This is a genomic window from Pseudomonas sp. UYEF17, from assembly GCF_040546125.1.
GTDB classification, from domain to species: domain Bacteria; phylum Pseudomonadota; class Gammaproteobacteria; order Pseudomonadales; family Pseudomonadaceae; genus Aquipseudomonas; species Aquipseudomonas putida_Z.
Genome location: NZ_JBEPNE010000003.1, coordinates 335,947 through 357,281 on the forward strand (window position 1 = coordinate 335,947; position 21,335 = coordinate 357,281).

The following is a 21,335-nucleotide window of genomic DNA, read 5'->3' on the forward strand; positions in this document are numbered from 1 at the left end:
GCCTTGTGTCGCGAAAGGGCCGCAAAGCGGCCCCGGATTCTCAGGGCTTGTGCGCCCGCGCCAGGAACTCGTGCGACTGCATCTCCAGCAAGCGGCTCAGGGTACGCTGGAACTCGAAGGCCAAGCGCCCACCGGTATACAGGTCCTTCAGCTCCACCTCGGCCGAGATGATCAGCTTGACGTTGCGGTCGTAGAACTCGTCCACCATGTTGATGAAGCGGCGGGCGATGTCGTCGGTGGTGACACCCATCTGCTCCACGTTGCTCAACAGCACGGCATGGAAGATCTTGCCCAGTTCGATGTAGTCGTTCTGGCTGCGGGGGCCGTCGCACAGGGCGCGGAAGTCGAACCAGGCCACGTCGTCACAGGTAAGCAGGGCATTGATCGGGCGATTCTCGATCATCAGCACGTCGTTCTCGACCGCCTGGGTGCATTCAGGGGTCAGCGCCTTGAAGCTGGCGCGCAGGCTCTGGTGCGCCGCCTCATCGAGCGGGTAGTGGTACAGCTCGGCCTGCTCCAGGTGACGCAGGCGGTAGTCGACCCCGCTGTCGACGTTCACCACCTCGGTGTACTGCTTGATCATGGCGATGGCGGGCAGGAAGCGCGCGCGCTGCAAGCCGTCCTTGTACAGGCCGTCCGGCACGATGTTGGAAGTAGCCACCAGCGATACGCCGTTTTTGAACAACTCTTCCATCAGGGTGCCGAGGATCATCGCGTCGGTAATGTCCGATACGAAGAACTCGTCGAAACAGATGACCTTGGCTTCTTCGCTGAAGCGCTTGGCAATGATGGTCAGCGGGTTCTTCTCGCCCTTGAGGGTTTTCATTTCCTCGTGCACACGCTTCATGAAGCGGTGGAAGTGCGTGCGCATCTTCTGCTTGAACGGCAGCGCCTCGAAGAAGGTATCGACCAGGTAGGTCTTGCCGCGCCCTACCCCACCCCAGAAGTACAGGCCCTTGACCGGGGTCTGCTCCTTCTTGCCGAACAGCTTGCCGAACACGCCCGGCTTGTTGTTCTGCGCGTGCACCAGGTCGTCGTACAGGCGCTGCAGGTGACGCACCGCAGTTTCCTGCGCCGCGTCATGGAAGAAGTCGGGACGTTTCAGATCTGCTTGATATCGTTCTAGGGGCGTCATGATTCGTTAGCGAGGCAACAAAAAACGGGCCGTCACTGTAGCGACAGGCCCGCTTAATGGCAATGCGACTTGCGTCAATATGCCTCATCCAGACCAACTAAGTGCTGGATGGTACCTGCTTTGCCGGTGTTCGCGGGTAAACCCGCTCCTATAGGCGAAATGCCTCAGTCCGGTTGAGGAGCAAGCGCTGCACGCAGGCTTTCAATGGCCGAATCACGGGCTTCGGCACTGTCGAACTGCGGCCCGTCGGCAACCTGTTCGCCGTTCAGCCACAGCCCAAAGCCCAGCCCTTCGACGCGCACATCCGCCTCGCTACCTTGCTGCAGCTGCTTGCTCACGGCGCCGGCGCTCTTGCCGTCGGCGAAGCTGCGCGACAGCAGCAGTTGTTCGCCGTCAGCGGCCAGCAGGCGGAAGCGGAAGCTGCCGTCTTCATCGCGGAAGCTGACGAAACGCGCGCTCTTGGCGGCCTTCTTCTTAACTTCGGTGCTGGCCTGCACGCTGCTGCGGAACGAACGCAGGCCAACGGCCTCGCGCAGTTGCTCGAGGAATGGCGTGGCGATCTTGCGAGCCTTGGCGGCACCGGCCAGCAGTATGTCTTCCAGGTCCGCCGGGCGGGCGATCAGCTGGTGGTAGTACTCGCGCTTCTCGGCCAACTGGCCGTCCAGCAGCTGGAACAGGCGCTGCTTGGCCTCGCCCCAGCCCAGGCCCTGCAGCAGCTCTTCACGGAACTCGGCGCACTGCGCCGGCGTCGAGAAGGCCTGGAACAGGGTGAACAGGTGAGCGTTGTCCGGGTCTTTCGCTTCGCCAGGCGCACGCGAGTCGGTGACGATGCGCGAGATGGCGTCTTTCATCTCCTTGGCACTGGTGAACAGCGGGATGGTGTTGTCGTAGCTCTTGGACATCTTGCGCCCGTCCAGGCCCGGCAAGGTCGCCACGCTCTCCTCGATCACCGCTTCCGGCAGGGCGAAGAAGTCCTTGCCCTGGCCGAACAGGTGGTTGAAGCGTTGGCCGATGTCGCGGGCCATTTCCACGTGCTGGATCTGGTCACGGCCGACCGGCACCTTGTTGGCGTTGAACATCAGGATGTCCGCGGCCATCAGCACCGGGTAGCTGTACAGGCCCATGGTCACGCCGGCATCCGGGTCTTCGCCGTTTTCCAGGTTCTTGTCCACCGAAGCCTTGTAGGCGTGCGCGCGATTGAGCAGGCCCTTGGCGCTGACGCAGGTCAGCAGCCAGGTCAGCTCGGGGATTTCCGGGATATCGGACTGGCGGTAGAAGGTCACCTTGTCCGGATCGAGGCCACCGGCCAGCCAGGTGGCGGCGATTTCCAGGCGCGAACGCTGGATGCGCAGCGGGTCGTCGCACTTGATCAGGGCGTGGTAGTCGGCCAGGAAATAGAACGAGTCGACACCGGGCTGCTGGCTGGCACGGATCGCCGGGCGGATGGCGCCGGCGTAGTTGCCCAGGTGCGGAGTGCCGGTGGTGGTGATACCGGTAAGAATGCGCGTGGTCATGGGTGTTCGCTTATTCAGGCTTGGCTCAGTTCGAAAGGCGCGGCAGCAGCAGATCCTTCAGATCGGTCAGCTTGCCATGGAAGAAGTGTCCGCATTCTGCCACTTTCAGCAGCTCATGGGGGCGCGACAGGCTGTCGGACCATTCGTAAACCAGCTGCGGGGCGACGACTTCGTCGGCGTCCGGCTGCACCACGGTGATCGGGCAGCGCTGCGGCAAGGGGAATTCCGCCGTCAGGCGCATGACCGCCGGGGCGATCATGAACAGCTGCTGCAGCTCTACCCCGGCGGCCTCCAGGCGGCCGGCCAGGCTGGTGGCGACGAAGCCACCGAACGAGAAGCCCATCAGCACCAGCGGCAGGCCCAGATGCTTTTCGCGCAGCCAGGCCGCAGCGGCCTCGGCATCGGCCACCTCGCCAGCGCCCATGTCATGGGTGCCGGCGCTCTGCCCGACGCCACGGTAGTTGAACCGCAAGGTCACGTAGCCGGCATCACGGGCGGTGCGTTGCAGGGTCGAGACCACCTTGTTGAGCATGGTGCCACCCTGGACCGGGTTGGGGTGGCAGATCAGCACCGCGCCACGTGCATTGGCCACGTCCAGGTACAAGGCTTCCAGCTGGCCGCTGGGGCCATCGATGAACAAGGGGGTTTCGCGGACAAGCAAGGCACTACTCCGTGACCTCGGGAGGGGTCGATTCGTCTAGGTGAGGAATTCTGTTCTGATTTGCGATCGCTCGCGGTATACAGCGCAGGTCTGAGCCGTTAACGTAAAGCAAAGCCGTTTATAGAGGAAGGACTCGTGGAACTCTCGCTCCTTGTTTGGTTGTTGCCGACCCTGGCCCTGGTCATCGGCGTGGTGGTTGGTTTCGTCGTCGCTCGCCTGCTGCCCAATGCCGCGCCGAGCAGCACCCAGCGTCAGCTGGATGACATCCAGAAGCGTTTCGACAGCTACCAGAACGAAGTGGTCACCCACTTCAACAGCACTGCCGTGCTGGTCAAGAAACTGACCCAGAGCTATCAGGACGTCCAGGATCACCTGGCCGACGGCGCCAATACCCTGGCCCTCGACGACGTGACCCGTCAGCGCCTGCTGGCCGCCCTGCATTCCGAAGGCAGCCAGGGCCCACGTGACCGCCTGACCCCGCCGAAGGACACTGCCGAAGTGCCGCGCGACTACGCGCCGAAAGCGCCGAACTCGCCGGGCATGCTCGACGAGAGCTACGGGCTCAAGCGCTGATCTGCCGAACATGAAAAAGGCCTCGCAAGAGGCCTTTTTTGTGGGCATGTCTTCCTGCCCGGGCGCGATCCCTTGTAGGAGCGGCCTTGTGTCGCGAAAGGGCTGCGCAGCAGCCCCGGCGATCTTGCAGGCTGGCTGAAATCCTGGGGCCGCTACGCGCCCCTTTCGCGACACAAGGCCGCTCCTACAGGTGCCCCAATGCCTGCTCGACATCCGCCAGCAGGTCCTCCACATCCTCCAGCCCCACCGACAAGCGCACCAGCCCCTCCGATATCCCGTGATGCGCCCGCTCCTTCGCGGTATAGCTTGAGTGCGTCATGCTCGCCGGATGCTGCGCCAGCGACTCGGCATCGCCCAGGCTCACCGCACGGGCAAACAGTTGCAAGGCATTCATGAACCTGCGCCCGGCCTCGATACCACCCTTGAGCTCGAACGCGATCATCCCACCCGGCAAACGCATCTGCCGCTGCGCCAGCTCGTACTGGGCAAACGACGGCAAACCCGGGTAGTGAATCAGCTCCACCTGCGGCTGCCGCACCAGAGCCTCGGCCACCTGCTGGGCATTGGCGCAATGGCGGTCCATGCGCAGGGCGAGGGTCTTGATCCCGCGCATCAGCAGCGCCGCATCGTGGGGCGACAGCACCGCCCCGGTCATGTCCTTCAGCCCTTCCAGGCGAATGCGGTCAACCAGCGCCTTGCGCCCCACCACCAGCCCGGCAGTGATATCACCGTGGCCACTGAGGTACTTGGTCGCCGAATGCACCACCAGGTCCGCCCCCAGCTCCAGCGGCCGCTGCAGGTAGGGCGTGCAGTAGGTGTTGTCGACCACCACATGCACATCATGCCCGCGCACCGCCTCGGCCACCGCGGCGATATCCACCAGCTGCATGTTGGGGTTGGCCGGCGTTTCGAAGTAGATCATCCGCGTTTTGCTGTTGATCGCCGCTTTCAGGGCCTTGGCGTCGTTCAGGTCGACATGGCGGATCTTCACCCCGAATTCGCCAATGCCATGGTGCAGGAAAGCAAAGGTGCAGCCATACAAAGTACGCCCGACAATCAGCTCATCGCCGGGGCGCAGCAGGGTCCAGATCGTCGAGGTGATGGCCCCCATGCCCGACGCCAATGCCAACCCCGCCTCGCCGCCCTCCAGCGAGGCCATGCGCTGTTCCAGCAGGGCCAGGGTAGGGTTGGAGATGCGGCTGTAGAAATGCCCCGGCTCCTCCCCGGCAAAGCACGCAGCGCCGTATTCCACGGTGGGGAAGGCATAGGTAGCGGTCTGGTACACCGGCGGCACCAGGGCGCCACCGTGGGAAAGCGGGTCGTAGCCATGGTGAATGGCCCGCGTGGAAAAACCGGTGTTGTTATGGGAGTCGCGCATGGCAACAGCCTCTTGTGGTTTGCTATAAGCTTATGCCACCGAGCTGCCCGATTTTTTCCAAAATGGCCCACGCATCCGTGCGCTTGTTGGAACAAAAACAATAATTACCGGACCAGGAGGGCAAAACATGCCTTCAAGCCTCGACCGCACCGACCGCGCCCTGCTCGCTGCCCTGCAGGACAACGCCCGCCTCACCGTTGCCGAACTTGCCGACCAGGTAGCGCTGACCACCTCGCCGTGCTGGCGGCGGGTCAAGTTGCTGGAGGACAACGGCTACATCACCGGCTACCAGGCCATCCTCTCGCCCAAGTCGCTGGGGTTTGGCGTGACCGCGTTCGTCAGCATCATGATGGACTCGCACACCAAGGACATGGCGCTGGCGTTCGAGCAGCGGCTGATGGAAATTCCCGAGATTGTCGCCTGCCACAACATCTCCGGGCGCTACGACTTCTTGCTGGAGATCCTGGCGCGGGATCTGGAGTCGTTTGGCGAGTTCACCCGGGAAGTGCTGCAGCGGTTGCCGGGGGTGAAGGAGATCTACTCGAGTTTTTCCTACAAGGCAGTGAAGGAGCGGCGGGTGATACCGGTATCGGAAAAACACATCTGAACGACATGCACAGTCCATGCGGGAACAACTGCCTTGCTCAAAATCCAAAGCTCACGCAATCCTTTGTGGGAGCGGCCTTGTGTCGCGAAAGGGCTGCGCAGCAGCCCCAGCAATTTGTGCATCAGTGCTGAGACCCGGGGGCTGCTGTGCAGCCCTTTCGCGACACAAGGCCGCTCCCACAGGAGACCCGCGCATGTATGGCGGGCATAGAAACAAAAAACCCCGCCGAAGCGGGGTTTTTCTTGCAGCCTGGCGCTTAGATCGCACCGCGCTGACGCAGCACGTCCAGCACCTGTTTCACGCCCTCGTCCACGCTGGTGGCCTGGGTGTCGATCACAAGGTCGGCGTCCAGCGGCACATCGTACGGGAAGCTTTCGCCCGGGATGTTATCGCCACCAGCAGCGTACAAGCCTTGCGGGTCACGCTCACGGCAGGCCAGCGGCGAGGCCTGGACGTAAACGGTCACCAGGCGCTCCTTGCCGATCAACGCCTTGGCCTGTTCACGGCCTTCGGCATCCGGGGCCACGAACGCGGCCAGGGTCAGCAGGCCGGCTTCGTTGAACTGGCGCGCCACGTGGGCGGCGCGGCGCCAGTTTTCGGTACGGCCAGCGCGGTCCTGTGGCAGGCCCTTGTTCAGGTCGTGGCGCAGGTTCTGGCCGTCGAGCACGTACACCGCACGGCCCATGTCGAACAGCTTGCGCTCCACGGCGTAGGCCAGGGTGCTCTTGCCGGCGCCGGACAGGCCACTGAACAGCACGGTCGCAGGCTGCTGGCCGAAGCGCAGGGCGCGCTCTTCGGTGGCCACATGGCACAGCTTGCCATGATGGCCGGTGCTGCCGTGCGGCAGGACTGGCGGGGCGATGATCATGCCGGCGCCGACGGTGCCGTTGGTCAGGCGGTCGATGACGATGAACGCACCGGTGGTGCGGTTGCTGTCGTAACCGTCCAGGGCGATCGAGGCGTCCAGGGACACCTTGACGCGGCCGATCTCGTTCAGCTGCAGCGCGCTGGCAGCGCCCTGCTCCAGGGTGTTCACATCGACCTTGTGGGTGATGCTGGCAATCGAGCCCGGCACGTAGCTGGTGGCGCGCTTGATGTCGTATTTCTTGCCCGGGAGCATCGGCTCCTCGGCCATCCACACCAGCATGGCGTCGAACTGGTCGGTGACCGGCGGGACGTTGTCGGCATGCACCAGCAGGTCGCCACGGGAGATGTCGATCTCGTCTTCCATGGTCAGGGTCACGGCCTGGCCAGGGCCTGCGTTTTCCAGCTCGCCTTCGTAGGTGACGATGGACTTGACGCGGCTGCTCTTGCCCGACGGCAGCACGACGATTTCGTCGCCCTTGTGCACCACGCCGCTGGCGATGGTGCCGGCGAAGCCACGGAAGTTCAGGTTCGGACGGTTGACGTACTGCACCGGGAAGCGCAGGTCGGTGAAGTTGCGGTCGGCCGACACTTCTACGGTTTCGAGGATTTCCATCAGCGTCGGGCCGGCGTACCACGGCGAACGCTCGCTGTGGTTGACCACGTTGTCGCCCTTGAGCGCCGACATCGGCACGAAATGCAGGCTGCTCGGGGTCAGGTTGATGGCTTCGGCGAACTTCAGGTAATCGGCCTTGATCGACTCGAAGACGCCCTGATCGAAGCCCTTGAGGTCCATCTTGTTGACCGCGACGACGATGTGCTTGATGCCCAGCAACGAGGCAATATAGCTGTGGCGGCGGGTCTGGGTCTGCACGCCGTAGCGGGCGTCGACCAGGATGATCGCCAGGTCGCAGGTGGACGCGCCGGTAGCCATGTTGCGGGTGTACTGCTCGTGGCCCGGGGTGTCGGCAATGATGAACTTGCGCTTGGCGGTGGAGAAGTAGCGGTAGGCGACATCGATGGTGATGCCCTGCTCGCGCTCGGCCTGCAGGCCGTCGACCAGCAGTGCCAGGTCGACTTCCTCGCCGGTGGTGCCGACTTTCTTCGAATCACGGGTGATGGCCTCGAGGTGGTCCTCGTAGATCATCTTCGAGTCGTGCAGCAGGCGCCCGATCAGGGTGCTCTTGCCGTCGTCGACGTTGCCGCAGGTCAGGAAGCGCAGCAGTTCCTTGCGCTCGTGCTGGGCCAGGTAGGCGAGGATGTCCTCGCTGATCAGATCAGATTGGTGCGACATGGAGTAACCCTGAAATTAGAAGTAGCCTTGGCGTTTCTTGTCTTCCATGGAACCGGCGCCATCGTGGTCGATGACACGGCCCTGGCGTTCGGACGTACGGGTCAGGAGCATTTCCTGGATGATGTCCGTCAGGGTCTCGGCTTCCGACTCGACAGCACCCGTCAACGGGTAGCAGCCAAGGGTACGGAAACGCACCTTCTTCTTGACGATGCGCGCTTTCTCTTCATCGGTGAGATGTTCGAGGATGCGTTCGTCGTCGATCATGATCAGGGTGCCGTTCTTCTCGATGACTTCACGCTCGGCGGCGAAGTACAGCGGCACGATCGGGATGCCTTCGAGGTAGATGTACTGCCAGATGTCCAGCTCGGTCCAGTTCGACAGCGGGAAGACGCGGATCGACTCGCCCTTGTTGACCTTGCCGTTGTACACGTTCCACAGTTCCGGACGCTGGTTCTTCGGGTCCCAGCGGTGCTTGCTGTCACGGAACGAGTACACGCGCTCCTTGGCCCGCGATTTCTCTTCGTCGCGGCGCGCACCACCGAAGGCGGCGTCGAAACCATGCTTGTCCAGCGCCTGCTTCAGGCCCTGGGTCTTCATGATGTCGGTGTGCTTGGAGCTGCCATGGGTGAACGGGTTGATGCCCTGCGCCACACCCTCGGGGTTGACGTGGGTGATCAGCTCCAGGCCCATTTCCTCGACCATCTTGTCGCGGAAGCTGTACATCTCCTGGAATTTCCACTGGGTGTCGACGTGCATCACCGGGAACGGCAGCTTGCCCGGGAAGAAGGCCTTGCGCGCCAGGTGCAGCATCACGGCGGAATCCTTGCCGATCGAGTACAGCATCACCGGGTTGTCGAACTCGGCGGCCACCTCGCGGATGATGTGGATGCTCTCCGCCTCCAGCTGTTTCAAGTGCGTCAGTTTGTCGACCATGGCTACTCACGAAAAACGATCTTATGGACGGCCTGCGGGCCGTGTTCGAGCGAGCCACTTTATCACAGCGGCTGCTTCTATTTAGGAGGCTGGCTAGATCGAAAAAGTCTAACGATATGACTGGGGGTTTGGGCTGGCAGGCCCGGTATTGGTCTCTGGACATGCATAGGATCTGTAGGAGCAGCCTTGTGCTGCGAAGAGGCTGTTACTGCCCAAAAAGCTCTTTTGCCTCACTGGCCTCTTCGCAGCACAAGGCTGCTCCTACAGGGACCGCGCCATCAACACTGTATCCGCGAAGAAGGCGACGCCGATATCAGATCGGGTTCGGGCAATCGATGAACAGGTGCTCCACAGCAAAGCGCCGCGCCAGGTAATCACCCAGCGCCTGTACCCCATACCGCTCGGTGGCATGGTGCCCGGCGGCAATGAAGCTGACGCCATTCTCGCGGGCACTATGGTAGGTCTGCTCCGACGCCTCGCCGGTCAGGTAAAGGTCCACCCCGGCCGCGATCGCCGTGTCGATGTAGCCCTGCCCGCCCCCGGTGCACCAGCCGACCCGGCGGATCATCTGCTCACCTTCGACCAGCAAAGGTTCACGCCCCAGCACCTCCCGCACCCGCCGGGCGAAGTCGCGGGCGGTCATCGGCTCGGCCAGCGAGCCGACCATGCCGACTACCTTGGGGTTCTCCGGGTCCAGCGGCCCTTCGACAGTAATGTCCAGCTGCCGCGCCAGTTGCACGTTGTTGCCCACGTCCGGGTGCACATCCAGCGGCAGGTGGAACGCCAGCAGGCTGATGTCGCTGTTCAACAGGGTCTTCAGCCGGCGCTGCCGGATACCGGTGACGCACGGATTCTCGCCCTTCCAGAAGTAGCCATGGTGCACCAGCACCAGGTCGGCCTCGGCCTCGACCGCCGCATCCAGCAGCGCCTGGCTGGCGGTAACACCGCTGACGATGCGGCTAACCTGCGGCCGACCTTCGACCTGCAGGCCGTTGGGGCAATAATCCTGGATCTTCGCGCTGCCCAGGTAACGCTCGGCTTCCTCGACCAGGGTGTTCAGAGCGACGGCCATGAAAATCTCCTCGAAATCTGCGTTTTTCTCGGGCACAACGCCCATGCAACGCCCGTATAATGCCGGCCATTATGGGCCGTCGCCGGCACTGGGGGAACCGGTGTATGATCGCGCGCGCTCATGCCCCACCGCACGGTCACCGTCCCCCGGCTCTTTCCAGGATTCATTCATGTTCAAGGCTTTGCGTTATTTTGGCTGGCCCCTGCTTACCGGCGTACTGATCGCCATGCTGATCATCCAGCGCTTCCCGGAATGGGTCGGCCTGCCCAGTCAGGACGTCAACCTGCAACAGGCGCCGCAGACCTCGAGGATCATGCAGGGCCCGGTATCCTACGCCGACGCCGTGACCCTGGCCGCCCCGACGGTGGTCAACCTGTACACCACCAAGGTGGTGAACAAGAGCGCCCATCCGTTGTTCGAAGACCCGCAGTTCCGCCGTTTCTTCGGCGACAACCTGCCCAAGCAGCGCCGCTGGGAGTCGAGCCTGGGCTCGGCGGTGATCATGAGCCCCGAGGGCTACCTGCTGACCAACAACCACGTCACCAGCGGTGCCGACCAGATCGTCGTAGCCCTGAAGGATGGCCGCGAGACCCTGGCCCGGGTCATCGGCAGCGACCCGGAAACCGACCTGGCGGTGCTGAAGATCGACCTGAAGAGCCTGCCGGCGATCACCATCGGCCGCTCCGACAACATTCACATCGGCGACGTGTCGCTGGCCATCGGTAACCCGTTCGGGGTCGGCCAGACCGTGACCATGGGCATCATCAGCGCCACCGGCCGCAACCAGCTGGGCCTGAACAACTACGAGGACTTCATCCAGACCGACGCCGCGATCAACCCGGGCAACTCCGGCGGTGCGCTGGTGGATGCCAACGGCAACCTGATCGGCATCAACACGGCGATCTTCTCCAAATCCGGCGGTTCACAGGGCATCGGCTTCGCCATCCCGGTGAAACTGGCACTGGAGGTGATGAAGTCGATCATCGAGCACGGCCAGGTGATCCGTGGCTGGCTGGGCATCGAAGTACAGCCGCTGAGCCAGGAACTGGCCGAATCGTACGGCATGAAGGACCGCCCGGGCATCGTGGTGGCGGGTATCTTCCGCGAAGGGCCGGCGGCAAAGGCCGGGTTGCAGCTGGGTGACGTGATCCTGAGCATCAACGGCGAGCCGGCCGGTGACGGGCGCAAGTCGATGAACCAGGTGGCGCGGATCAAGCCCAACGAGAAGATCACCATCGAGGTGATGCGCAATGGGCAGCAGCTGAAGCTGATCGCCGAGGTGGGGCTGCGGCCGCCACCGGCGCCGGCAGTCGCCAAGGAAGAGAAGTAAGGCCGCGATCGGGTTTCTGGGGCTGCTTCGCAGCCCATTCGCAGCACAAGGCTGCTCCTACAGGAGATCGCATTTCCCTTGTAGGAGCAGCCTTGTGCTGCGAATGGGCCGCAAAGCGGCCCCTTTTGCATCAATGCAGGATCTGGCTCAGGAACAACTTGGTCCGGTCACTGCGTGGCCGGTCGAAGAAGTCATCCGGCGCCGCCTGCTCGACGATCTCGCCCTTGTCCATGAAGATCACCCGGTTCGCCACGGTCCGGGCAAAGCCCATCTCGTGGGTCACGCAGAGCATGGTCATGCCATCCTCGGCCAGGCCCACCATGGTATCGAGCACTTCCTTGACCATTTCCGGGTCCAGCGCCGAGGTCGGTTCGTCGAACAGCATGATCTTCGGCTTCATGCACAACGCGCGGGCAATCGCCACACGCTGCTGCTGGCCACCGGACAACTGCCCCGGGTACTTGTGCGCCTGCTCCGGAATACGCACCCGTTCCAGGTAGTGCATGGCGATTTCCTCGGCCTTGCGCCGCGGCATCTTGCGCACCCACATCGGCGCCAGGGTGCAGTTTTCCAGAATGCTCAGGTGCGGGAACAGGTTGAAGTGCTGGAACACCATGCCCACTTCGCGGCGGATGGCCTCGATCTGCTTGAGGTCGTTGGTCAGCTCCACACCATCGACCACGATGCGCCCCTGCTGGTGCTCTTCCAGGCGGTTGAGGCAACGGATGGTGGTGGACTTGCCCGAGCCGGACGGCCCGCACAGCACGATGCGCTCGCCCTGGCGCACGTTCAGGTTGATGTCCTTGAGCACATGGAACTGGCCGTACCACTTGTTCACGCCCTGCATCTGGATGATGCCTTCGGGGCCGGCAGGCTGCTTGATCGCTTCACTCATTTCGAAACTCCTAACGCTTGTGGCCAGTGTCCAGCTTGCGCTCCAGGTGCATGGAGTAGCGGGACATACCGAAACAGAAAATCCAGAACACCAGGGCGGCGAACACGTAGCCCTCGGTAGCCATGCCCAGCCAGGCCGGGTCGGCGGCGGCTTGCTTGACGCTGTTCAGCAGGTCGAACAGGCCGATGATGATCACCAGGCTGGTGTCCTTGAACAGGGCAATGAAGGTGTTGACGATGCCGGGAATCACCAGCTTGAGCGCCTGCGGCAGAATCACCAGGCCCATCGCCCGCCAGTAGCCCAGGCCCATGGCAGCGGCAGCTTCGTACTGGCCCTTGGGGATGGCCTGCAGGCCACCACGCACCACCTCGGCGATGTACGCCGACTGGAACAGGATCACGCCGATCATCGCCCGCAGCAGCTTGTCGAAGCTCATGCCCTCAGGCAGGAACAACGGCAGCATCACCGATGACATGAACAGCACGGTGATCAGTGGCACGCCGCGCCAGAACTCGATGAAGGTCACGCACACCACCTTCACCGCCGGCATCTTCGAGCGCCGCCCCAGGGCCAGCAGGATGCCCAGCGGCAATGCGCCGACAATGCCCACGGTGGCGATCACCAGGGTCAGCATCAGCCCGCCCCACTGGCTGGTCGGTACGTTTTCCAGGCCCAGCACGCCCCCGTGCAGCAGGGCATAGGCCAGCAGCGGGTACAGCACCAGGAAGCCCAGGCCGTAGAAGGCCTTGCGCGGGAAACGCTTGATGAACAGCGGCGCGGCGCCAAGCACGGCAAGCCACACGGTCAGGTCCACGCGCCAGCGCAACTCGGCCGGGTAGTAGCCATACATGAACTGGCCGAAGCGCTGCTGCACGAACACCCAGCAGGCGCCCTCCTTGGTGCAGTCGGCGCGGGTGGTGCCGACCCAGTTGGCGTCAAGCAACGCCCACTGCAGCAACGGTGGCACGATCAGCCACACCAGGTAGATGGCGAACAGGGTCAGCAGCGTGTTGAGCCAGCTGGAGAACAGATTGGCACGCATCCATGCGAGCACGCCTACGGTTTTCACCGGTGGCGGCATGTCGGGTTTGAAAACATGGGCATTCACGGGCGTATCCTCACCGCTCGATCAGCGCAATGCGCTTGTTGTACCAGTTCATCAGCAGCGAAATGCTGATGCTGATGGCGAGATAGACACTCATGGTGATGGCGATCACCTCGATGGCCTGGCCGGTCTGGTTGAGCACGGTACCGGCGAACAGCGAGACCATCTCCGGGTAGCCGATACCGGCCGCCAGCGACGAGTTCTTCGCCAGGTTCAGGTACTGGCTGGTCAGCGGCGGAATGATCACCCGCAGTGCCTGGGGGATGATCACCTTGCGCAGGGTCGGCCCCTCGCGCAGGCCCAGCGAGCGCGCGGCCTCGGTCTGGCCATGGCTGACCGAACGGATACCGGAACGCACGATCTCGGCGATGAACGCAGCGGTGTAGATGGTCAACGCCAGGGTCAGCGCCAGCAGCTCGGGGATCAGTACCCAGCCACCGACGAAGTTGAATCCTTTCAATTGCGGCACTTCCCAGTGCACCGGGCTGCCGAACAGCAGTGCACAAACGCCCGGAATGGCGATGAACAGCGCCAGCCCCACCCAGAACTTGTGGAACGGCACGCCGGTCTCGTCGAAGCGCTTGTTGGCAAAGCGCACCATCGCCACGATGGCCAGCAGCGCCAGGGCCAGGGCCACGACGAACGGCCAGAAGCCTTCGGCCATGGACGCACCGGGCATGTTCAGGCCACGGTTGCTGATGAAGAAGGTGTCGTCGATATTGATGCTGCCCCGCGGTCCCGGCAGGGTCAGGAACACGGCAAAGTACCAGAACAGGATCTGCAACAACGGCGGGATGTTGCGGAAGGTTTCCACATACACGGTCGCCAGCTTGTTGATCATCCAGTTCGGCGACAACCGCGCCACACCGATGATGAAGCCGAGAATGGTCGCCAGCACCACGCCGATGAAGGTCACCAGCAGGGTGTTGAGCAGGCCGATGACGAACACCCGCGCATAGCTGTCGGATTCCACGTAGGGGATCAGATGCTGGGCGATGCCGAAACCGGCACTGCGGTCGAGGAAGTCGAAGCCCGAGGTGATGCCCCGGTGTTGCAGGTTGGTTTGCGTGTTGTGGAACAGGTACCAGCCCAGACCGACCACGAAGACTATCGTGAGAATCTGGAACAGCCACGCGCGCACACGCGGATCGTTAAGGGACAAGCCCTTGGGTGCGCCGATTTGATTTTGCATGAAGTGCCCCGGACAGTAGGGATTCGAACAGCCTGCGGCGGCGGGATGCCGCCGCAGGGTGCAGCCATCAGCGCACAGGTGGCGCGTACTGGATGCCGCCGTTGTTCCACAGGGCGTTCATGCCACGGTCGATCTTCAGGTCGGTGCCCTGGCCCAGGTTCTTCTCGAACACTTCGCCATAGTTGCCGACTTGCTTGACGATCTGCACTACCCAGTCCTTGGGCAGCTTGAGGTCCTTGCCGTACTCGCCGTCCGCACCCAGCAGGCGGGCGACGTCCGGGTTCTTGGTGCCTTTGGCCTCGGCCTCGACGTTCTTCGAGGTGATGCCCGCCTCTTCGGCGTTGAGCATGGCGAACAGGGTCCACTTGACGATGCTGAACCATTCCTCGTCGCCTTTGCGCACCACCGGGCCCAGCGGTTCCTTGGAGATGGTTTCCGGCAGTACCACGTAGTCGGTCGGCGCGGCCAGCTTGGAGCGCTGGGCGAACAGCTGCGACTTGTCCGAGGTCAGCACGTCGCAACGGCCGGACTCCAGCGACTTGGCGCTTTCGTCGGAGGTGTCGAAGGTGATCGGGGTATATTTCAGGCCATTGGCGCGGAAGAAGTCCGACACGTTCAGCTCGGTGGTGGTACCCGCCTGGATGCAGATGGTCGCGCCATCGAGCTCCTTGGCGCTGGAAACACCCAGCTTCTTGTTGACCAGGAAACCGACGCCGTCATAGTAGGTAACACCGGCGAATACCAGGCCCATGCCAGCATCACGCGAGCTGGTCCAGGTGGTGTTGCGCGACAGCACATCGACTTCGCCCGACTGCAGGGCGGTGAAGCGTTCCTTGGCGTTGAGCTGGCTGAACTTGACCTTGGTGGCGTCGCCGAACACGGCGGCGGCCACGGCGCGGCACACGTCGGCGTCGATACCAACGATCTTGCCCTGCGCATCAGGTACCGAGAAGCCTGGAAGACCGTCGCTCACGCCACACTGGACGAAGCCCTTCTTCTTTACCGCATCGAGGGTGGCGCCGGCCTGGGCGTTGCTCACGGCGCCCAGCGCGGCGGCAGCGGTCAGGACTGCCAGGGTGGTTTTCAACATCTTCATTCACAACCTCCAAATCGCTCTTGTTGTATCGAGCCGGAATTGCACCGCACCCTTTTGAGGCGTATCCGACCCGTATTGGCTTGTTATTGGGTCAATGGCGCAATGGACTGTTCTGTGACAGCCTTCGCGTGCAAAGGGTGTTACCGTCACGGCCTGCCCTTTGCATCATTGGTTGAATTGCAAAGCGCGTACCAGAATTTACGGCTGTAGCGTTTAAGCGCTCGTCAAGTAGGGAAAGTTGTATCGTTGCGACATTCTTTTTCCGACAATCATTTCCAGCGCCTTCTTTTCACGCACGCCATAACAAGACCCGCACACTTTCGGAGCAGTCATGACCAACCCGCTGATTCTCGAACCGCAGAAAACCGCCGATGCCTGTGTGATCTGGTTGCACGGCCTGGGTGCCGACCGTTACGACTTCCTACCAGTGGCCGAATTCATGCAGGAGCGCCTGCTCAGCACCCGTTTCGTCATGCCCCAGGCTCCAACCCGCCCGGTAACCATCAACGGCGGCTACGCCATGCCCAGCTGGTACGACATCAAGGCCATGACCCCGGCCCGTGCCATCGACGAGGCGCAGCTGGAAGAATCGGCCGAGCAGCTCATTGCCCTGATCAAGGCCGAGCAGGCCAAAGGCATCAGCCTGTCGCGGATCTTCCTGGCCGGTTTCTCCCAGGGCGGCGCGGTGGTGCTGCACACTGCCTATATAAAGTGGCAAGAAGCGCTGGGTGGCGTGATCGCCCTGTCCACCTACGCCCCCACCTTCAACGACCAGCATCAGTTGAGCGCCTGCCAGCAACGCACCCCGGCCCTGTGCCTGCACGGCGTGCACGACCCGGTGGTGATCCCTGCCATGGGCCGCACCGCCTTCGAGTACCTGAATACCTGGGGCGTCGCCGCCCGCTGGCACGAATACCCGATGGAACATGAAGTGGTGGTGGAAGAGTTGAGCGACATCCACGACTGGCTGAGCAAGCAATTGCAATAAGCCAGGGCCGCCTGTAGTTGTAAGGCTATTCCACTACGCCGCGCCTGAATCTTGCTTTACACTGCCCGGCGTACATTCCTTAACCAGTTGACGAGACGATCGTGCTCAAGGCACTCAAGAAAATTTTCGGCAAGGGAGACGCCGCGCCACAGGCCGTCGCTCCTGCTGCCAGCGTGACGCTGCCTGCGCCCGCACCCGCCAGCGAGGCCCAGCCTGCGGCAAAACCGGCCGCCCCACGCGCCACCCCCGCGCCCCTGGCCGAACAGCCTGCCGCCGTTACGCCAGCCGCCGACAAGCCGGCCAAGGACAAACCGCGTCGCGAGCGCAAGCCCAAGCCGCAGGCCAGCCTGTGGAAACCGGAAGACTTCGTGGTCGAGCCGCAGGAAGGCAAGACCCGCTTCCACGACTTCAAGCTGTCCAACGAGGTGATGCACGCCATCCACGACCTGGGCTTCCCGTACTGCACGCCGATCCAGGCACAGGTGCTGGGTTACACCCTGCGTGGCCAGGACGCCATCGGCCGGGCCCAGACCGGTACCGGCAAGACTGCGGCGTTCCTGATCTCGATCATTTCCCAGCTGCAGCAGACGCCGCCGCCGAAGGAACGCTACATGGGCGAGCCACGCGCGCTGATCATCGCGCCCACCCGCGAGCTGGTGGTGCAGATCGCCAAGGATGCCATCGCCCTGACCAAGTACACCGGCCTGAACGTGATGAGCTTCGTCGGCGGCATGGACTTCGACAAGCAGCTCAAGGCCCTGGAAGCGCGCCATTGCGACATCCTGGTGGCCACACCGGGCCGCCTGCTGGACTTCAACCAGCGCGGTGAGGTGCACCTGGACATGGTCGAGGTGATGGTGCTGGACGAAGCCGACCGCATGCTCGACATGGGTTTCATCCCCCAGGTGCGCCAGATCATTCGCCAGACGCCGCCGAAAAGCGAGCGCCAGACCCTGCTGTTCTCCGCCACCTTCACCGACGACGTGATGAACCTGGCCAAGCAATGGACCACCAACCCGGCCATCGTCGAGATCGAGCCGGAGAACGTTGCCAGCGAAACGGTGGAGCAGCACGTCTATGCGGTGGCCGGCAGCGACAAGTACAAGCTGCTGTACAACCTGGTGACCCAGAACAAGTGGGAACGGGTGATGGTGTTCGCCAACCGCAAGGACGAAGTGCGGCGCATCGAGGAAAAACTCGTGCGCGACGGCATCAATGCCGCGCAGTTGTCGGGCGACGTGCCGCAGCACAAGCGTATCCGTACCCTGGAGAACTTCCGCGAAGGGCGCATCACCGTGCTGGTGGCCACCGACGTGGCGGGGCGTGGCATTCACATCGATGGCATCAGCCACGTGATCAACTTCACCCTGCCGGAAGACCCGGACGACTACGTGCACCGCATTGGCCGGACAGGCCGTGCGGGCACCAGTGGTGTGTCGATCAGCTTTGCCGGTGAGGATGACTCGTACCAGCTGCCGGCGATCGAAGAGCTGCTGGGGCGCAAGATCAAGTGTGAAATGCCGCCGGATGAGCTGCTGAAGCCGGTGCCGCGCAAGCACCATTGACCTATGCCGGCCTCTTCGCGGGTAAACCCGCTCCCACAGGTACTGCACAGCTTCCGAAACCTGTGCAGTACCTGTGGGAGCGGGTTCACCCGCGAACCGGGGCTCCGCCCCGGCCATCAAACAAGGATCTACCAGCGCCCAGCGGCATCCTGGTCACTCTGCTTCCCTTCCACCCACCGTGCCCCTTCCTGGGTATTTTCCTTCTTCCAGAACGGCGCCCGGGTCTTCAGGTAGTCCATGATGAAGTTGCAGGCATCGAACGCCGCCTGCCGATGGGCACTGGCCACACCGACGAACACGATCGGTTCGCCCGGCTCCAGCGCACCGATGCGGTGCAGCACCTCCACCTTGAGCAGCGGCCAGCGCTGCTCGGCCTCGACCACGATCTTGGCCAGGGCCTTTTCGGTCATGCCCGGATAGTGCTCGAGGAACATCCCCGCCACTTCACGGCCATCGTTGAAATCCCGCACGTAGCCGACAAAACCGACCACCGCGCCCACGCCGACATTCGCCGCGTGCATGGCATTGGTCTCGGCCCCCGGGTCGAACGCGCCTACCTGTACTCGCACAGCCATGTTCAGCCTCCGGTAACCGGCGGGAAGAATGCCACTTCATCGCCCTCTTCCAGCGGCTCATCGAGCTTGCACAGTTCTTCGTTGCGTGCACACATCAGGTTCTGCTCGGCCAGCACTTCGTACTGCCCGCCCTTGGCCACCAAGGCCTGGCGCACATCGTCGAGCACCTTGAACGCACCCTCCACCCGCTCGGCATCCACGCCCAGCAGTTCGCGGTAACGGGCGAAGTACATCACCTTGACCTTCATCACGCCTCCACCTTGTAGTGGCCGCTCTTGCCGCCGAGTTTTTCCAGCAGGCGCACCTGCTCGATGACCATACCTTTATCCACAGCCTTGCACATGTCATAGATCGTCAGCGCGGCAACGCTGGCGGCGGTCAGCGCCTCCATCTCCACGCCGGTCTGCCCGGCCAGCTTGCAGCGGGCGACGATACGCACGGCGTCCTGCCCCTCGGCGCTGAGCTCGACCTTGACACTGGTCAGCATCAACGGGTGGCACAGCGGGATCAAGTCGCTGGTCTTCTTCGCCGCCTGGATCCCGGCAATGCGCGCCACGGCGAACACGTCGCCCTTGGGGTGTTCACCGTCGACAATCATCTGCAAGGTCTGCGGCAACATGCGCACCCGCGCCTCGGCGGTGGCCTCGCGCTCGGTCACGGCCTTTTCAGTGACGTCGACCATGTTGGCCCGCCCCTGGGAATCAAGATGTGTCAGCACTGCTCTGCTCCTGTGAAGGGAACTTGCAGTGTAAACCTGTGAGTCAGGTTTGAGCAGAGGGGTGCGTCAACCGTGCCCGCGAAAAGGCCGGGCGGCGAACCGCCCGGCGAAGAGGGTTACAGATGCGACTCGGCGTACTCGGCCAGCACCGAGCGTGGCACGCCCTGCAGGGTGATGTGCACGCCATGGGGGAAGTCCTTGAAGCGCTCGGTCAGGTAGGTCAGGCCCGAGCTGGTCGCGGACAGGTAGGGGGTGTCGATCTGCGCCAGGTTGCCCAGGCAGACCACCTTGGACCCGGAGCCGGCACGGGTGATGATGGTTTTCATCTGGTGCGGCGTCAGGTTCTGGCACTCGTCGATCAGGATCAGGCTCTGCTGGAAGCTACGGCCACGGATGTAGTTCAGCGACTTGAACTGCAGCGGCACGCGCTCGAGGATGTACTCGACGCTGCCATGGGTGCTCTCGTCATCCATGTGCAAGGCTTCGAGGTTGTCGGTAATGGCGCCCAGCCAGGGTTCCATCTTCTCGGCCTCGGTGCCCGGCAGGAAGCCGATCTCCTGGTCCAGCCCCTGCACGCTGCGGGTGGCGATGATGCGCCGGTAGCGCTTGCTGACCATGGTCTGTTCGATGGCCGCGGCCAGGGCCAGGATGGTCTTGCCGGAACCGGCGGCGCCGGTCAGGTTGACCAGGTGGATATCCGGGTCGAGCAGGGCGAACAGCGCCAGGCTCTGGTGGATGTCACGCGGCTTAAGGCCCCAGGCTTCCTGGTGCAGCAGCGGTTCCTGGTGCAGGTCGAGCAACAGCAGCTCATCGTTGCGAATACCCTTGATCCAGCCGACGAAGCCCTGTTCATCGATGATGAACTCGTTGACGTGAACCGCCGGCAGGTTGTCGATCAATTGCACGCGGTGCCAGGTGCGGCCACGCTCCTGGCGGGTATCGACCTTGCTCACCCGGTCCCAGAACGAGCCGGTGACCGAATGGTAGCCCTTGGACAGCAAGGACACGTCATCGACCAGTTGGTCGGTGCTGTAGTCCTCGGCCGCGATGCCACAGGCACGCGCCTTCAGGCGCATGTTGATGTCTTTGGTGACCAGCACAACGTCCAGGTCGGTGCGCCGGGCCCGTACTTCGAGCAACTGGTTGATGATGATGTTGTCGTTGAGGTTTTCCGGCAGCAGCTTGTTCGGCTCGTTGCGCGGAGTCATCAGGATGGACAGGAAGCCCTTGGGCCCGCTCTTGCCACGCTGGATCGGCACGCCCTGCTCGACATCGCTGGGCGAGGCGTCACCAAGGGTCTGGTCGATCAGCCGAATGGCCTGGCGGCATTCGGCGGCGATGGTCTGTTTGCCGGTCTTGAGCTTGTCGAGTTCCTCCAGCACCGTCATCGGGATGGCGACATGGTGCTCCTCGAAGTTCAGTAACGCGTTGGGGTCGTGAATCAGGACGTTGGTATCGAGCACATACAGGATAGGCTTGCTGGAGGAAGGGTTGCGTCCTTGGTCATCCATACTCGGTCACCTTATGTCGAAGCCACACGGCGTGGTCTGTTACGCCGCAGAGTGACTGCCGCTGTCCCCGTATCCGCGTTGTTACGGGCGGGAAGCGAACCTGGCTAGGTGGGCCTGGATGACGCCACCTGTGCTGCAGGAATCGGCTGTCTGGTTTCTTCATACCGCAAAAATGATGACTAAAAAAAGTCTTTTTACGTGCAGGTGAAGTTTATTTTTCCAAATGACGAACAGGGGTTGGCGAGGGGGCGCGTGAGGACTACAGTCAAAAATCAAGCTGCCATTGCTGAGGGGCGCTTCGCACCCCGATCGCGACACAAGGCCGCTCC

Annotated in this window: 20 protein-coding genes; 5 read left to right on the plus strand and 15 right to left on the minus strand. The window is 62.8% G+C overall.

The genetic code is table 11. The features are described 5' to 3' along the window. Window positions 1-40: 40 nt before the first annotated feature. From zapE to ABIB24_RS06910, 3 genes are all read right to left on the minus strand, one after another. Window positions 41-1,135, minus strand: a complete 1,095-nt coding sequence (gene zapE, locus ABIB24_RS06900; RefSeq protein WP_025340562.1) for a cell division protein ZapE — start codon at window positions 1,133-1,135, stop codon at window positions 41-43. Between the two features lie 164 nt (window positions 1,136-1,299). Continuing rightward, window positions 1,300-2,649 carry a tryptophan--tRNA ligase gene (locus ABIB24_RS06905; protein WP_137162370.1) on the minus strand — a complete coding sequence of 450 codons (1,350 nt, stop codon included), beginning with the start codon at window positions 2,647-2,649 and terminating at the stop codon, window positions 1,300-1,302. 25 nt (window positions 2,650-2,674) lie between these two features. Continuing rightward, the gene (locus ABIB24_RS06910; RefSeq protein WP_137162371.1) at window positions 2,675-3,310 is read right to left on the minus strand and encodes an alpha/beta hydrolase; all 636 of its coding nucleotides are present in this window, start codon (window positions 3,308-3,310) and stop codon (window positions 2,675-2,677) included. A gap of 135 nt (window positions 3,311-3,445) precedes the next feature. On the opposite strand from ABIB24_RS06910, the gene ABIB24_RS06915 reads away from it, so the two are divergent. Then, the gene (locus ABIB24_RS06915) at window positions 3,446-3,883 is read left to right on the plus strand and encodes a Z-ring associated ZapG family protein (RefSeq protein ID WP_025340565.1); all 438 of its coding nucleotides are present in this window, start codon (window positions 3,446-3,448) and stop codon (window positions 3,881-3,883) included. A 184-nt stretch (window positions 3,884-4,067) separates the two neighbouring features. On the opposite strand, the gene ABIB24_RS06920 is transcribed toward ABIB24_RS06915, so the two are convergent. Further along, window positions 4,068-5,261, minus strand: coding sequence for a methionine gamma-lyase (locus ABIB24_RS06920; RefSeq protein ID WP_137162372.1), 1,194 nt, complete (start codon window positions 5,259-5,261; stop codon window positions 4,068-4,070). Window positions 5,262-5,388: 127 nt separating this feature from the next. Here ABIB24_RS06920 and ABIB24_RS06925 point away from each other — a divergent pair, with 127 nt between their 5' ends. Next, the gene (locus tag ABIB24_RS06925; protein WP_016498026.1) at window positions 5,389-5,868 is read left to right on the plus strand and encodes an Lrp/AsnC family transcriptional regulator; all 480 of its coding nucleotides are present in this window, start codon (window positions 5,389-5,391) and stop codon (window positions 5,866-5,868) included. Between the two features lie 256 nt (window positions 5,869-6,124). Here ABIB24_RS06925 and cysN read toward each other — a convergent pair whose 3' ends face one another. The 3 genes from cysN to ABIB24_RS06940 all read right to left on the minus strand — a co-directional run bounded on the left by cysN (window position 6,125) and on the right by ABIB24_RS06940 (window position 10,031). Continuing rightward, complete coding sequence (cysN, locus tag ABIB24_RS06930) at window positions 6,125-8,026, minus strand: sulfate adenylyltransferase subunit CysN (protein WP_025340568.1); 1,902 nt, start codon at window positions 8,024-8,026, stop codon at window positions 6,125-6,127. A gap of 15 nt (window positions 8,027-8,041) precedes the next feature. Further along, window positions 8,042-8,959: a sulfate adenylyltransferase subunit CysD gene (cysD, locus tag ABIB24_RS06935; protein ID WP_013974136.1), complete on the minus strand. Its 918-nt coding sequence runs from the start codon at window positions 8,957-8,959 to the stop codon at window positions 8,042-8,044. 313 nt (window positions 8,960-9,272) lie between these two features. Then, a complete protein-coding gene (locus ABIB24_RS06940; RefSeq protein ID WP_274078289.1) occupies window positions 9,273-10,031 on the minus strand; it encodes a Nif3-like dinuclear metal center hexameric protein in 759 nt (252 codons plus the stop codon). Window positions 10,032-10,200: 169 nt separating this feature from the next. On the opposite strand from ABIB24_RS06940, the gene algW reads away from it, so the two are divergent. Next, window positions 10,201-11,361: a Do family serine endopeptidase AlgW gene (algW, locus tag ABIB24_RS06945; protein WP_025340570.1), complete on the plus strand. Its 1,161-nt coding sequence runs from the start codon at window positions 10,201-10,203 to the stop codon at window positions 11,359-11,361. Window positions 11,362-11,491: 130 nt separating this feature from the next. Here the strand turns inward: algW and ABIB24_RS06950 are convergent, their stop codons facing one another. The 4 genes from ABIB24_RS06950 to ABIB24_RS06965 all read right to left on the minus strand — a co-directional run bounded on the left by ABIB24_RS06950 (window position 11,492) and on the right by ABIB24_RS06965 (window position 15,649). After that, window positions 11,492-12,256, minus strand: a complete 765-nt coding sequence (locus ABIB24_RS06950) for an amino acid ABC transporter ATP-binding protein (RefSeq protein ID WP_003251792.1) — start codon at window positions 12,254-12,256, stop codon at window positions 11,492-11,494. Between the two features lie 10 nt (window positions 12,257-12,266). Then, on the minus strand, window positions 12,267-13,364 hold the full coding sequence (locus tag ABIB24_RS06955) for an amino acid ABC transporter permease (protein WP_025340571.1): 1,098 nt from the start codon (window positions 13,362-13,364) through the stop codon (window positions 12,267-12,269). Between the two features lie 10 nt (window positions 13,365-13,374). Further along, the gene (locus tag ABIB24_RS06960) at window positions 13,375-14,553 is read right to left on the minus strand and encodes an amino acid ABC transporter permease (RefSeq protein WP_085692186.1); all 1,179 of its coding nucleotides are present in this window, start codon (window positions 14,551-14,553) and stop codon (window positions 13,375-13,377) included. A 67-nt stretch (window positions 14,554-14,620) separates the two neighbouring features. After that, a complete protein-coding gene (locus tag ABIB24_RS06965; protein ID WP_075046278.1) occupies window positions 14,621-15,649 on the minus strand; it encodes an amino acid ABC transporter substrate-binding protein in 1,029 nt (342 codons plus the stop codon). A 331-nt stretch (window positions 15,650-15,980) separates the two neighbouring features. Here ABIB24_RS06965 and ABIB24_RS06970 point away from each other — a divergent pair, with 331 nt between their 5' ends. Together ABIB24_RS06970 and rhlB are read left to right on the plus strand one after the other, a co-directional pair. Beyond that, on the plus strand, window positions 15,981-16,637 hold the full coding sequence (locus tag ABIB24_RS06970) for an alpha/beta hydrolase (RefSeq protein WP_046616497.1): 657 nt from the start codon (window positions 15,981-15,983) through the stop codon (window positions 16,635-16,637). Between the two features lie 101 nt (window positions 16,638-16,738). Then, on the plus strand, window positions 16,739-18,202 hold the full coding sequence (gene rhlB / locus ABIB24_RS06975) for an ATP-dependent RNA helicase RhlB (RefSeq protein ID WP_075046279.1): 1,464 nt from the start codon (window positions 16,739-16,741) through the stop codon (window positions 18,200-18,202). Window positions 18,203-18,330: 128 nt separating this feature from the next. Here the strand turns inward: rhlB and moaE are convergent, their stop codons facing one another. The 4 genes from moaE to ABIB24_RS06995 form a co-directional block, all read right to left on the minus strand. Beyond that, window positions 18,331-18,777, minus strand: coding sequence for a molybdopterin synthase catalytic subunit MoaE (gene moaE, locus ABIB24_RS06980; RefSeq protein ID WP_075046280.1), 447 nt, complete (start codon window positions 18,775-18,777; stop codon window positions 18,331-18,333). A 2-nt stretch (window positions 18,778-18,779) separates the two neighbouring features. Continuing rightward, a complete protein-coding gene (gene moaD / locus ABIB24_RS06985) occupies window positions 18,780-19,025 on the minus strand; it encodes a molybdopterin converting factor subunit 1 (RefSeq protein ID WP_003251777.1) in 246 nt (81 codons plus the stop codon). Beyond that, window positions 19,025-19,495, minus strand: coding sequence for a cyclic pyranopterin monophosphate synthase MoaC (gene moaC, locus ABIB24_RS06990; protein ID WP_003251775.1), 471 nt, complete (start codon window positions 19,493-19,495; stop codon window positions 19,025-19,027). Before moaC ends, moaD begins: the two co-directional genes overlap by 1 nt. 116 nt (window positions 19,496-19,611) lie before the next feature. Continuing rightward, window positions 19,612-21,006 carry a PhoH family protein gene (locus ABIB24_RS06995; RefSeq protein ID WP_013974146.1) on the minus strand — a complete coding sequence of 465 codons (1,395 nt, stop codon included), beginning with the start codon at window positions 21,004-21,006 and terminating at the stop codon, window positions 19,612-19,614. Window positions 21,007-21,335 lie beyond the last annotated feature (329 nt).

Excerpts from the sequence above, each read along its gene's own strand:
- algW (WP_025340570.1), top strand. The coding sequence starts at position 10,201 with ATGTTCAAGGCTTTGCGTTATTTTGGCTGGCCCCTGCTTACCGGCGTA.
- zapE (WP_025340562.1), bottom strand. The coding sequence starts at position 1,135 with ATGACGCCCCTAGAACGATATCAAGCAGATCTGAAACGTCCCGACTTC.
- ABIB24_RS06950 (WP_003251792.1), bottom strand. The coding sequence starts at position 12,256 with ATGAGTGAAGCGATCAAGCAGCCTGCCGGCCCCGAAGGCATCATCCAG.
- ABIB24_RS06925 (WP_016498026.1), top strand. The coding sequence starts at position 5,389 with ATGCCTTCAAGCCTCGACCGCACCGACCGCGCCCTGCTCGCTGCCCTG.
- moaD (WP_003251777.1), bottom strand. The coding sequence starts at position 19,025 with ATGAAGGTCAAGGTGATGTACTTCGCCCGTTACCGCGAACTGCTGGGC.
- moaE (WP_075046280.1), bottom strand. The coding sequence starts at position 18,777 with ATGGCTGTGCGAGTACAGGTAGGCGCGTTCGACCCGGGGGCCGAGACC.
- ABIB24_RS06960 (WP_085692186.1), bottom strand. The coding sequence starts at position 14,553 with ATGCAAAATCAAATCGGCGCACCCAAGGGCTTGTCCCTTAACGATCCG.
- ABIB24_RS06995 (WP_013974146.1), bottom strand. The coding sequence starts at position 21,006 with ATGGATGACCAAGGACGCAACCCTTCCTCCAGCAAGCCTATCCTGTAT.
- cysD (WP_013974136.1), bottom strand. The coding sequence starts at position 8,959 with ATGGTCGACAAACTGACGCACTTGAAACAGCTGGAGGCGGAGAGCATC.
- ABIB24_RS06940 (WP_274078289.1), bottom strand. The coding sequence starts at position 10,031 with ATGGCCGTCGCTCTGAACACCCTGGTCGAGGAAGCCGAGCGTTACCTG.
- ABIB24_RS06965 (WP_075046278.1), bottom strand. The coding sequence starts at position 15,649 with ATGAAGATGTTGAAAACCACCCTGGCAGTCCTGACCGCTGCCGCCGCG.
- ABIB24_RS06905 (WP_137162370.1), bottom strand. The coding sequence starts at position 2,649 with ATGACCACGCGCATTCTTACCGGTATCACCACCACCGGCACTCCGCAC.
- ABIB24_RS06970 (WP_046616497.1), top strand. The coding sequence starts at position 15,981 with ATGACCAACCCGCTGATTCTCGAACCGCAGAAAACCGCCGATGCCTGT.
- ABIB24_RS06920 (WP_137162372.1), bottom strand. The coding sequence starts at position 5,261 with ATGCGCGACTCCCATAACAACACCGGTTTTTCCACGCGGGCCATTCAC.
- cysN (WP_025340568.1), bottom strand. The coding sequence starts at position 8,026 with ATGTCGCACCAATCTGATCTGATCAGCGAGGACATCCTCGCCTACCTG.